This window comes from Bacteroides sp. Marseille-P8574 (genome assembly GCF_902825465.1).
GTDB lineage: Bacteria > Bacteroidota > Bacteroidia > Bacteroidales > Bacteroidaceae > Bacteroides > Bacteroides uniformis.
The window spans coordinates 2,140,630-2,153,850 of record NZ_CADEBE010000001.1 but is presented as its reverse complement, the minus strand read 5'-3'; the positions used below and the strand labels follow the sequence as shown (position 1 = coordinate 2,153,850).

The following is a 13,221-nucleotide window of genomic DNA, read 5'->3' as shown; positions in this document are numbered from 1 at the left end:
TTGACAAATATAATATCATGAACACACGCACATTAATTATAACTTTTGTTTGGATGATAATGTCCAACATAGGCATCTGTGCTCAAGAGCATTGGGATGCACAAGAGAGAATTGAGTTGAATAAGGGTGTTTTTCCGAAGAATTTTAGTAAAGCTATTGATGCTATACAGTATGATTTATTAGGAATTGAGAGAGGAAAAAGCCATGTGAAAGTGATAGATAACAACACTTTGTACATAAACCTTTCTTTTTCGCTTAAAAACTCTGTTCAACAAGGTGATTGGCGTATAGCGGTAAAGCCGGATTTTTTACCTTCATTCCATTGGGCGCCACATCTTACTCCTACTGATAGAAATGTCATCGATCAACATGTATTCCGTTCTCCTGCCCTTATTGTAGCAGACGATCATCAAACTCTTATTCTTATCCCCGATTTGGATATTATGCAGAAGGGGACTCCTGTACGATGGTATATGGATATGGACGCATCCTCTAATACACTTATTCTCGGAATGTGCAATAACCATGTATCCGAACACGTTCTGTTTGAGCGTGATCAAGAAACTACTTATCCAAAAGGAGATATTGAAATAGGCTTTTATTTGATGTATTCTGATAGCAAGGAAGTATTGCGGAATCCTTTCAAGAAGCCGTTAGAATTTATGTGGAGTCGATGGGGGCATACTGCATATGTGAAAGGTAATCCGGTGAAGGAGAGCCTGGAAAAGTATGTGCAACATACTTATAATTGGGCTTTTAATTTATGGTCAGAAAATGTGTGGCAGCAATTTGAGTTAGATGGGAAAAAAGTGGGTGCTCCCGTATTTATTGTGAATGTTACACAAAGTCCTAATTATCCGGGAGAGATTAATGAACGTGAATTTCGTTCTATCTGGAATCAGGCATGGTTCAGTTCATTGCGTTCTGCAAGTGGATTATATCGATATGCAAGAAGAATCGGTAATAGGGAGCTTCTTGCAAAAGCAAATTTGACAAAAGAACTGGCTCTGTCATTTCCGCAGAGGAATGGTTTTTTCTATGGACTTATCGGTACGGAAATGCATGAAGTAGAGATTGATGGTAAAAAGTATAATCGGAGCAAGGGGTGGAATACCTATTATTGGGGAAATTCCAACAGAAATCCTTATACCTGGAATCCGAAAGAATCTCCGTATCATATTCTTGATATGAGTTGGACAGCATTGCTGATGCTTCGGTGGTATGATGAATTAGAAAAAGATACCCGTCTTTTGGCTTATGCAGAAGATTATGCGATGGCTTTACTTGGAATACAGTATGAAAATGGTTTTTTCCCTGGCTGGCTTGACTTAAAGACAATGCAGCCGATGGACCATTTGAATGCTTCTCCTGAAACATCTTTATCAGTTACTTTTTTACTTAAACTGTATGAGCTTACACATAAGGAAGAGTATAAACGGGCAGCATTTAAAGCTATGAATGCAGTTATCCATGAAATTATCCCGGTTGGGAAGTGGGAAGACTTTGAAACCTATTGGTCTTGTTCTCGTTACGGTTCGGATAACTTGGTAGGTAAAAAGGTTTTGCGGAACAATATGCATAAACAGAATAATTTTTCAATGTTCTGGACAGCTGAAGCCTTACTGGAGTGCTATCGTCTTACCTCAAATAAAGAATATCTTGATTATGGGCAGCGTACACTTGATGAATTGCTGATGACTCAAGCATCGTGGCAGCCGCCATACATGTATGTAAATGTATTGGGTGGTTTTGGTGTGTTGAATGCCGATGGTGAATGGAATGATTCACGCGAAAGTCTTTTTTCCGAACTCATCATTCAATATGGAAAACTTCTTGATAAGCCAGAGTATATAGAACGGGGATATGCTGCACTTAAGGCATCTTTTGTAATGATGTATTGTACTGAAAATCCTCAAACCAAACAGCAATGGGAAAAAGTTCATCCGTTCTTTGCTTCAGAGGATTATGGATTCATGATGGAAAATTACGGGCATGGCGGCCGTACAAATCCGGCAGGTGAAGGTATGGGTGAGTTTACAATCTATGATTGGGGAAATGGAGCAGCAGCCGAAGCCTATAATCGTATCCTGGATAAATTCGGGAAAATAGAATAATAATACTAACTTTTAATAATTGTCATTATGGTAAAAAGGACTTTAGCTTTATTAGCCTTTTTGAATGTGGCTATGCTGTTTCCGGCCAGAACTCAGGCCCATAACAGTGGTGAGAGACTGTTTAACGATAAATACGGGCATGCATACCTGGATAAGATTGCATTCCCTATTGGTGGTATCGGTGCCGGAATGTTTTGTCTTGAGGGTACGGGGGCCATTTCCCATGTTTCGCTCAGAAACCATCCGGATGTGATGAACGAACCGTATACTTTTGCTGCTATTTGTGTGAAGGATGTACAGAACGGGGCAAAGGTGTTGGAAGGCCAAGTGCCGACTTGGAAGCTGTTCGGTCCTGACCAGAGTGGTCTGGGTAGAGGGGATAAGACATATGGCCTTCCTCGTTTTGAGGAGGCCGTTTTCCAGACACGTTTCCCCTTTGCCTTGATAGATTTGAAAGATAAGGATATGCCTTTGGAAGCCAGGATTACGGGCTGGAGTCCTTTTATCCCAACAGATGCAGATAACTCCAGTCTACCGGTGGGAGTGTTGGAATACCGTTTTACGAATACTTCGGATGAAGCCATTGAAGCAATATTTTCCTATAATACGAAGAATTTCATAGATGGGCAGGGAACTATCCAAGGCATAAGGAATGGATTTATTCTGGAATCCAATCAAGAGGGTTCCGGACTGGCAATCTATGTGGATAATGATAATGCGGTTGTAGACCATTGTTGGTTCCGTGGTGCGTGGTTTGATCCTCAGACAGTTGTTTGGGACAACATCCGTTATGGAAGAATTGCTAGTAATCAACCGGTTGACGGTGCTGTTCCAGGAGCTTCTGTTTATGTTCCGATGGCATTACAGCCAGGTGAGGCAAAGACAGTCAAAGTAAACTTCTGCTGGTATCTGCCGGATTCCAATTTATCTATCGGTTTTGCGCGAAAGGAGGGGCAGGCATTTGTTGGAAGTCCTTGCAAGGGTACAGCTTCCGGCCAGCAGCTTGTAAGCGGTTTTGTCGGTCGGCAATTGCTGAATTCATTCGATAAAGGTGGTGACGGATTGACGGGTATCATTCAGTCTTCGGAATTCAATATTGGAAAAAGATACTTGAAGTTTTTGGTAGGTGGAGGTAACCAGACAGACCGTACTTCCGTGAATCTTGTAGTGGACGGAAAGATTGTAGAAACAGCAGTAGGTAATCAGACGGAGACTCTGAATGAAGTGGTGTGGGATCTGAAGGCCTATCAGGGTAAGAAGGCCATTGTGAAGGTTATTGACCTGGATGTATATCCTTGGGGACATATTCTTGCTGACCAATTTGTCTTGACGGACAATAAGAACGAGAATCTTTATAGCTTGTCTTCCGCAGCAACATTGCTTGCTGATTTTGAGGGGGTCAATTGGGGTGATTGGCAGGTGATAGACTCTTCTGAAGAGGAAAAGCAATTTCTGGCGGATGAGGAGAATACAGAGACTGTGTACAGACCTTGGTATTCGGAACGTTTCAAGAACCTGCATGACGTTGTTGGTTATTGGGATGTGAATAGTGGAATGTTGAAGAAAAACAGTGAATTGTTCAGTGATGCATTTTACAGCTCCACTCTGCCGGCAGAAGTAGTGGAGGCAGTTGCCGCCAATCTGACTATTTTAAAATCTCCTACCGTGTTGCGTCAGTGGGACGGACGGTTCTGGGCTTGGGAAGGTTGCCAAGATTCTTTTGGTTCCTGCCACGGAAGCTGTACGCATGTATGGAACTATGCACAGGCCTTGCCTCATTTGTTCCCATCTTTGGAGAGAACTTTGCGCGAGACAGAATTCAACGTTGCACAGAATTCCGAAGGCCATCAGAACTTCAGAGTCAATCTTCCTATTTCTGCACCTCCGCATAACTTCCATGCTGCGGCCGACGGGCAGTTGGGGGGCATCATGAAGGTATATCGTGAATGGCGTATAAGCGGGGATACCCAGTGGATGAAAGAGCTCTTCCCCTTGGTGAAGAAGAGTCTTGACTATTGTATCCGTACCTGGGACCCTTTGCGTAAGGGCTATCTTGAAGAACCGCATCACAATACTTATGATATTGAGTTTTGGGGACCAGACGGAATGTGTACCAGTTTCTATTTGGGTGCTTTGACTGCATTTATTGAGATGGGAAAAACATTGAAGGAACCTGTTAAGGAGTATACAGCTATACTGGCTAAGGGCAAGAAGTATATGGAGACTTCTCTTTTTGATGGAGAGTACTTCATACAGAAAATCCAGTGGGAGGGCCTTCAGGCTCCCAATCCGGTGGAGGTAATGTCCTTTGGCGGCGGTTATTCGGAGGAAGCCATGGAACTTCTCAAGAAGGAGGGACCGAAATACCAATATGGTACCGGTTGTTTGTCCGACGGTATTTTGGGCATGTGGATGGCTTCTGTATGTGGTTTGGATGAGGTACTTGACAATGCAAAGGTAAAGAGTCATCTGGTAGCTGTTCACAAGTATAATCTGAAACATGATCTGACGGACCATTTCAATCCCCAGCGGCCAGTTTATGCTTGTGGGAAGGATGGCGGTCTTTTACTTTGCACATGGCCAAAAGGCGGCATGCTGTCATTGCCTTTCGTATATAGTAATGAGGTCTGGACCGGTATCGAGTATCAGGTTGCGAGCCATCTGATGATGAAGGGTGAAGTGGAGAAGGGTTTGGATATTGTCCGTGAATGCCGGAAGCGGTATGACGGAAGGGTGAGAAATCCGTTTGATGAGATAGAGTGCGGTCATTGGTATGCGCGTGCTATGGCCAGTTATGGCATGTTGCAGGGGCTTACGGGAGTAAGGTATGATGCTGTTGATGGTACGATGTATATAGATTCGAAGATTGGCGATTTCAAGAGCTTCATCAGTACTGATACTGGGTTTGGTACTATTGAATGGAAACATGGGAAGCCTTCTTTGGAGGTTGTCTATGGTACTATTGATGTGAAGCGCTATAGTGTTTCGGGCAAGATTATTGATTGAGTTCTCATTGGTAGAATACACTGTAAAAGTCAAAAGAAATGATACGGAATAAACTTTTTATTATATGCTCCTTTCTATTCTGCCTTGGTACCGCTTCAGCCCAGCAGAAGTTCTCTGTGGCATCTCCCGACGGGAAGCTGAAGCTTGTGCTGGACATAGCACCTGAGAAAGTGGCTTACAGCGTGAAATACGGGAAACAGCAGTTGCTGGAGGACTCAAGGCTGGGATTCGAGTTCGACAGCGGGGAGTTCGGGGCAGGACTCAAGGCGGGAAAGGTACAAAGGAGGAAGATAGACGAGACATACGAGCTGGTAGTAGGAAAGGTCAGTAAGGCAAGAAACCACTGCAATGAGATGATAGTCCCCCTGGTGGAGAAGAACGGGAAGGAGAGAACGGTGAACCTGGCTGTAAGGGCATTCAATGATGGGATAGCATTCAGATACGAATTTCCCAAGCAGAAAGCATGGAATTCATACGTGATGTACGATGAAAGGACACAGTTCAACTTACAAGGAAACCCGATGGCGTTGCTCATGTACCTGCCCGGGTATGTAAATACACACGAAGGGGTATACAGTCATGTAAGATATGACAAGGTCGCAAGGAAGAGGCTGATAGAGATGCCCGCCACATTCGAATTCGACAATGGGGTGGCCCTGGCAATAACAGAGGCGGCAATAAGGGACTACGCGGGAATGTACCTGGTGAAGGAGAAGAGTGGACTGGTGGGAAAGCTCTCGCCAAAACTCGGGCAGGAAAAAATAAAGGTTGAAATAGACAGTTTCCCACACCGTACCCCGTGGCGCGTGATATCCGTTGCAGACCGGGTAGGAGGATTACTGGAGACGAACATACTAACAAGTCTGAACGAACCATGCAGGATTGAAGACACTTCATGGATTAAGCCTTGCCGGACCACGTTCACATGGTGGAACGAGAATGTCGTGCCGGACAGCACGTTCTCTCCAGGGAACAATTTCGACACGAACAAGTACTACATTGATTTTGCTGCGCGCAATGGCTTGGATGTACATGGAATCTACGGATATGCGGAAACTCCTTGGTACTATGATGACAACTTCAATTTCGGATGGGCGGGACCCAATGCGGACATCACAAAACCGATACCATGCCTGAACATGCCAAGAATTGTGGAATATGCAAGGAGCAAGGGGGTGGGCATACATCTGTGGGTACACTGGAGACCGCTCTATGACAAGCTGGAGGAGGCATTCACGCTGTATGAGAAATGGGGGGTCAGGGGACTCATGGTGGACTTCATGGACCGCAATGACCAGGAAATGATCCGTATCCAGGAGGAGATACTGGAATGTGCGGCAAGGCACAGGCTCTTCATACAGTTCCACGGATCGAGCAAGCCCTCAGGGCTGGTGAGGACCTATCCGAATGAGTTCACGAGGGAGGGGACGCTCAACTACGAGGTATGCAAGTGGGACACGCTGGTGAATGCGGACCATGACATTGCGATACCCTTCACCAGGATGCTGGCGGGAGCGACGGACTATCACCTGGGAGGGTTCAGGGCACTGCCACGCTCGGAGTTCAAGATACAGTATGTAAATCCTCATGTAATGAGCACACGCTGCCATATGTTGGCCATGTATGTGGTTTTGGAAAACCATCTCACCTCGTTGTGCGATACGCCAAAGGCTTATGAAGGTCAACCGGGGTTCGAGGTGCTCCGTACCGTGCCGGGAACGTGGGATGAGATAAGAGTTCCGCTGGCAAAAATGAATGAGCATGTCACGGTGGCCCGCAGGAGCGGTTCGGACTGGTGGGTAGGCTTGCTAAACAACGGTACGGAAAGGAATCTGAAATTGAAATTGGACTTCCTTAGTGAGGGGGGCTACCAAGCAACGATCTATACCGATGCGGAGGATGTGGAGCGGAATCCAAACAATCTGGACAGACTGGTGCGGAAAGTTACAAGAAAGGATATCATTGAACTGAATCTGGCAAGGGATGGAGGAGCGCTATTACATATCAGAAGGTTATAAGGGTGATGTTTATCAGTTGAAATTGTATTTCAATCAGTTGTTAGTTTGTTAGGATAAGAAGGTTGCTTCAGGATAATATTTTTAATCAATAGATTTATAACATGAACAGAAGAAGTTTTATAAAGAGAGTGGGCCTTTTGGGAGCGGGATATGCACTGAATGAAAGCTTGCTGTTTGCAAATCCAGGTTTAGCTTCGACAGCTACCTCTTTTTCATCGTTTCCAACAGTAAGAAAGCCTGAATCAGAAAGGAATTTCATGAGTGTTGCCATTGAAAAGGCCATTGCTACTTTTAAGCAGAAGGTCAAAAATGAAGAACTGGGCTGGTTGTTTGGAAATTGTTTTCCGAATACATTGGACACAACTGTTTTTTATTCAGAAAAGGATGGCCGGCCGGATACATATGTGATTACCGGTGATATTGATGCTATGTGGTTGAGGGATAGTTCTGCTCAAGTATATCCCTATTTGGATTTCATGTCTGAAGATAAGAATCTGCAGAAATTGATTATTGGCGTTATCAATAAGCAGACCTCCTTCATATTGAAGGATCCGTATGCTAATGCTTTCTATGATGATGATACGAAGTATACAAGATGGAACAGCGATCATACAGAGATGAAACCGGGTATTCACGAACGTAAGTATGAATTGGATTCCCTTTGTTACCCCATTCGTCTGGCATATGGATACTGGAAAAAGACAAATGATACTGCTCCTTTCGATGTGCAATGGAAGAAGGCGATAGAGACAATTTTAAGGGTCTGCAAGGAACAACAGCGAAAAGATGGTAACGGACCTTATAGTTTTCGCAGAACTTCGGAATGGGCTATAGATGCTGTTCCTATGGGTGGAGTGGGCTATAAAGTAAATCCGGTCGGATTGATTTGCTCTACTTTCAGGCCTAGTGATGATGCCACTATCTTTCCTTTTCTCGTCCCGTCCAATTTCTTTGCGGTGGCCAGTTTGAGGCAGGCTTCCGAAATGGTTCAAAAGATAACCAAAGACAATGTACTGGCTGATGAACTGTTGGCGTTGAGTAAAGAAGTTTATAATGCTTTGCAGACTTATGCCGTGGTGAATCATCCGAAGTTTGGTAAAATCTATGCTTTTGAAATAGATGGCTTTGGATCGGCTTATCTTAGTGATGATGCCAACGTCCCTAATCTGCTGGCATTACCCTATCTGGGTGGTGTTGATAGGAATGATGCAATTTATGCCAATACCAGAAGATTTGTGTGGTCGGAATACAATCCTTATTTCTTTAAAGGCTCTTATTTTGAAGGGATAGGAGGACATCATATTGGTACAGACATGATATGGCCGATGAGTCTGATAATGAAAGCCCTGACCGCTCAAGATGATGAAGAGTTACGGCGGTGTATTCAGATGCTCCAGAAAACGCATGCTGGTACCGGATTCATGCATGAGTCATTCCATAAGGATGACCCCAAGAAATTCACAAGGAGCTGGTTTGCATGGGCCAATACATTGTTTGGAGAATTGCTGTGGAAAACATTCAATGAGAAACCTTATTTATTGGAATACTAATCATTTAATTAATCAATGTAAACAAAAAATCATGAGAAAAATTACAAAATTCAGTTTGTTACTTTCCCTTGTTTTGGGATTGTACTTTCCTGCTGTATTTGCACAGTCGAACATGACGAACGAAATGTTTGACTTGGCAAAGTTGAAGTCGGGTGTAAAAAACAAGAGAATCTCCAGTACCGACCCCACGGGAGGTAACAGAGACCATCTGGAACCTTTCAAGCCAGGTGAAAAGCGGATTATTGCGGACATCAAGGGGGCAGGAGCCATCAACCATATTTGGGTGACCATTGCGCCTCCTCCTCCCACGTTGAGCAGAAATGACATCATCATCCGTATGTATTGGGATGGAAACGACTATCCCTCGGTAGAGTCTCCTATCGGACCTTTCTTTGGGCAGGGATGGGACGAAAGATATAATTATGCATCATTGCCTCTTTCATCAGGTCCTGAAAACGGTACTGGTATGTCATGCTATTTCACTATGCCTTTTGAGAAAGGCGCACGTATTGAAATCGAAAATCAAAGTGACAGGAACATTGATGCCTTCTATTTCTACGTAGATTATTTGGAGATGGACAAACTTCCCAAAGATATGGGCAGATTCCATGCATGGTACAACCATAACCTCACAGAGGCCCTTCCCGAAGGTGAGACGGAATGGGGACTTACCGGAGAGCAGAAACCGAATACTACCGGTAAGGACAATTACGTATTTGTAGAGACACAAGGAAAAGGCCATTTTGTAGGTATTAACTACTATGTGCACTGTCCTACTACTATGTGGTATGGTGAAGGGGATGATATGTGGTTCATTGACGGAGAAAAAACACCTTCATTGATAGGAACGGGTACGGAAGATTTTTTCAATACTTCCTGGTGTCCTAAAGAGGCATTCTCGCATCCTTATTTCGGGTATCCGCGTGTTAATAATGACATCGGCTGGTTGGGACGTACCCATGTTTACCGTTTTTTCATAGCTGATCCCATCTTCTTTGAGAAGAGTGTTAAAGGCACGATAGAGCATGGTTCTAATAATAACTTGACCTTGGATTTGGCAACCGTTGCCTATTGGTATCAGGATTCAGCAGTATCTCTTCCTGCAGCTCCTACGAAAGCCCAGAGGGCACCGAAGCCTTTCATCAATCACATGGACATACATCGTTGGCGTGACGCTTGGCGTAAAGCTAAGGGTAATAAAGCAACTCTTTGGGGAAATGAATAAATAGTTCTCCTCTTTTCGTATAGGTCCATATTTAAGTATTACTATTTTTTAAGTCTTGCCACTTTGTTGGCAAGACTTTGCCATCGTGTTGGCACAATGTTGCCAATACATTGACACGACTTTGCCATTATAGTGGCAAGATTATGATATTAGCAGTAAATTATATGGTTTCTATATAGTTAATTAATTGTCAATAAAAATTTAATATGAAAAACATTTTTCAAAAATTACTAATAAAATATCTCCTGATATTTTTAATCTCTATCGGGAATATGCATTACATATTTGCTCAGTCGCCCAAGAAGGTGACCGGACGTGTGATGGATGCACAAGGTGAGTTACTTATTGGAGTAAATGTTACAGAAGCTGATAATCCTTCCAATGGTGTGGTTACTGATATCAATGGTACTTATACAATTGTGTTAAGTGGTGAAAAACCTTCTTTGAAATTTTCTTATATAGGTTTTAAAGACAAAGTGTTACCAATTGGCTCTAAGGGTATTATTGACGTATCTATGGAAGAGGACGTTGCTGCCCTTGATGAAGTGGTGGTAGTGGGATTTGGAACACAGAAAAAAGCTTCTGTGGTTGGTTCTATCACTAATATAGAACCGGCTAAACTTGCTGCGGCTCCCAGCCGCTCCTTAAGTAATAATTTGGCAGGTATGCTTCCTGGTGTCATTGCAGTTCAAAGAAGTGGTGATCCTTGGTTCAATAATTCGGATTTTTGGATTCGTGGTATCAGTAGTTTTACCGGAAATACTAATCCTTTGGTTTTAGTAGATGGTATAGAAAGATCTTTGCATGATATTGATCCTGAGGAAATAGCCTCTTTCTCTGTTTTGAAGGATGCTGCTGCCAGTGCAGTTTATGGTGTGCGTGGTGCCAATGGGGTGGTAATGATTGAAACCAAGCGCGGTAAGATTGGAAAGCCTCAGGTAGATGTGCGTTTTGAACACTCTTTTACGCAACCTATCAAAGTTCCTGATTATATCGGTAGTGTGAAGTACTTGGAATTGATTAATGAAATGTATGCTGAACAAGGAAGAGCCCCGTTTGTCAGCGATGCTACCTTACTGAATTATAAGAATCAGACAGATCCTGAACTATATCCGGACATAGATTGGTGGGATCTTGTATCCAAAGACCATGCCAACAATACCAAAGCCAATGTAAGTGTGAATGGCGGTACTGATATTTTGCGTTATTCATTGGTGGTAGGATATTATAATGAAAGTGGTATTATTGAACGTGACAAAAACCAGGAGTGGGATTCTTCTCTCAAAGTCAGCCGCTATACGGTTCGTTCAAATGTGGATGTGAACTTGACTCCTACCACTTTGTTCCGTGCCAATTTAGGTGTATTTCTTCAGACAAGAAATGCTCCTCCGGGAAGTGAGGAGACTAATACCGGTATTTTCTATCAGGCGATGCGTGTTCCTCCCTATGTGCATCCTGCCATTTATTCTGATGGTCGTATTCCACGTGTAGCCAATAAACAGAATCCTTGGGCTTGGGCTACTCAACGGGGATATGAAAAATGGAATCATAATAAGATTGAATCATTGACTTCTATTGAGCAGGATTTGAAATTTATTACACCAGGACTGAAAGCAAAGGTGACTTTCTCTTTTGACAAATTTTCTGCAAATTCGGTAAGCAGATCAAAGAATCCTGATTACTACAATCCGGCTACATCGCGTGATGAGAATGGTGATTTAGTAACAACTATTCAGGAAAACGGACAGCAGTTCTTAGGATATGCTAAAGGTGCGGAATGGGGTGACCAAAGTGTTTATTTGGAAGGTATGCTTTCGTATAATCGTGTTTTTGACAAGGTGCACGATGTAAATGCCATGTTTTTGTATAACCAAAAGGATTATGACAAGGGAGAAACTCTTCCTTACCGTAGCCAAGGAATAGCCGGAAGATTTTCATATACATACGATAGCCGCTATATTGCGGAATTGAATTTTGGATATAATGGTTCTGAAAACTTTGCTCCTGGCAAACGCTTTGGCTTTTTCCCTGCTGTAGCTGTGGGTTGGATTGCTTCACAAGAAAAGTTTATGCAACCTTTATCTGACGTTATATCTAATTTGAAGCTAAGAGCCAGTTGGGGAAAAGCTGGTAACAGCAATATTGGGGGTAACCGTAGATTTGCCTATATTTCTACTATTGTTGATACGGGATCTTATACTTGGGGTACGGATGCGAACGTGTATCGTTTGGGGCGTTCAGAGGGTGAAATAGGCGTTGACAATTTAACTTGGGAAACAGTAACTAAGATGAATGTAGGTCTGGATTTAGGGTTATGGAATAATAGCGTAAATTTGGTGATGGACGTGTTTAAAGAGAAACGGGAAGATATTTTCATGCAACGGACAAATGTACCTGGTTCTGCAGGATTTAACAGAAATATTTGGGCAAATTTTGGTAAGGTAAACAATCAAGGTTTTGATATGTCGTTAAATGTTAACCATCAATTTAATAAAGATTGGTTGATTTCAGTAATGGCAAATTATACATATGCTCATAACAAAGTGATAGAAATTGATGAACCTGCATCAATTATCGGTACTTATCGTTCTGCTACAGGTAAGCCAGTCGGACAATTACGTGGTTTAATTGCTGAAGGGCTGTTTACCGAAGATGATTTTGATGAGAATGGAAGGTTGAAAGAAGGTATTCCTAAACAGAATTTTAGTGACGCCAGTAATCTGCGTCCTGGTGATATTAGATATAGAGACTTGAATGGGGATGGTGAGATTACCGCTGTAGATGAGACTTCTATTGGTGGTACTTCTGTTCCTGAAATCGTTTATGGATTTGGAGCGACAGTAAGGTACAAATCAATTGATTTGGGCATTTTCTTCCAAGGAACTGGTAACACAGACAGAATACTTGGAGGTGAAACCTGGTTGCCAGGTTCTTCTTTGGGAGCAGGTAATATCTATTCAAATATCGATGATCGCTGGACTCCCGAAAATCCTAATCAGAATGTATTCTGGCCACGTATGGGAGACAAGGCGGTAGCTAATAATGAACGGCCCTCTACTTGGTGGTTGCGTGATATGAGTTTCTTGCGATTGAAGAATTTAGAGTTAGGCTATACTCTTCCTCCTGTTTGGACGAATAAAATTGGGGTTAGAAACTGCCGTCTGTTCTTGAGAGGCACCAATTTGCTTACTTTTTCCAAATTCAAACTTTGGGATCCTGAGCTGGAAACAAACGATGGATTGAGATATCCGCAAATGAAATCTATATCAATCGGATTAAGCATCAATTTCAACAATTAAAAAGATACA

Annotated in this window: 6 protein-coding genes; all 6 read left to right on the top strand. The window is 42.9% G+C overall.

Annotated elements, in window-relative coordinates:
• The first annotated feature begins 17 nt into the window (after positions 1-17).
• Complete coding sequence (locus HUX74_RS09100) at positions 18-2,114, top strand: hypothetical protein (protein ID WP_174646540.1); 2,097 nt, start codon at positions 18-20, stop codon at positions 2,112-2,114.
• 27 nt (positions 2,115-2,141) lie between these two features.
• The gene (locus HUX74_RS09095; RefSeq protein WP_117967123.1) at positions 2,142-5,120 is read left to right on the top strand and encodes a GH116 family glycosyl hydrolase; all 2,979 of its coding nucleotides are present in this window, start codon (positions 2,142-2,144) and stop codon (positions 5,118-5,120) included.
• Between the two features lie 38 nt (positions 5,121-5,158).
• A complete protein-coding gene (locus tag HUX74_RS09090) occupies positions 5,159-7,138 on the top strand; it encodes a glycoside hydrolase family 97 protein (RefSeq protein ID WP_174646539.1) in 1,980 nt (659 codons plus the stop codon).
• Between the two features lie 101 nt (positions 7,139-7,239).
• The gene (locus HUX74_RS09085; RefSeq protein WP_174646538.1) at positions 7,240-8,688 is read left to right on the top strand and encodes a glycoside hydrolase family 125 protein; all 1,449 of its coding nucleotides are present in this window, start codon (positions 7,240-7,242) and stop codon (positions 8,686-8,688) included.
• Positions 8,689-8,719: 31 nt separating this feature from the next.
• A complete protein-coding gene (locus tag HUX74_RS09080; protein ID WP_174646537.1) occupies positions 8,720-9,913 on the top strand; it encodes a glycoside hydrolase family 172 protein in 1,194 nt (397 codons plus the stop codon).
• A gap of 206 nt (positions 9,914-10,119) precedes the next feature.
• Positions 10,120-13,212: a TonB-dependent receptor gene (locus HUX74_RS09075; RefSeq protein ID WP_117599916.1), complete on the top strand. Its 3,093-nt coding sequence runs from the start codon at positions 10,120-10,122 to the stop codon at positions 13,210-13,212.
• Positions 13,213-13,221 lie beyond the last annotated feature (9 nt).

What these genes read in the sequence shown, in the direction of transcription:
- HUX74_RS09080 (WP_174646537.1), top strand. Translation starts at nt 8,720, where the DNA reads ATGAGAAAAATTACAAAATTCAGTTTGTTACTTTCCCTTGTTTTGGGA.
- HUX74_RS09075 (WP_117599916.1), top strand. Translation starts at nt 10,120, where the DNA reads ATGAAAAACATTTTTCAAAAATTACTAATAAAATATCTCCTGATATTT.
- HUX74_RS09100 (WP_174646540.1), top strand. Translation starts at nt 18, where the DNA reads ATGAACACACGCACATTAATTATAACTTTTGTTTGGATGATAATGTCC.
- HUX74_RS09090 (WP_174646539.1), top strand. Translation starts at nt 5,159, where the DNA reads ATGATACGGAATAAACTTTTTATTATATGCTCCTTTCTATTCTGCCTT.
- HUX74_RS09085 (WP_174646538.1), top strand. Translation starts at nt 7,240, where the DNA reads ATGAACAGAAGAAGTTTTATAAAGAGAGTGGGCCTTTTGGGAGCGGGA.
- HUX74_RS09095 (WP_117967123.1), top strand. Translation starts at nt 2,142, where the DNA reads ATGGTAAAAAGGACTTTAGCTTTATTAGCCTTTTTGAATGTGGCTATG.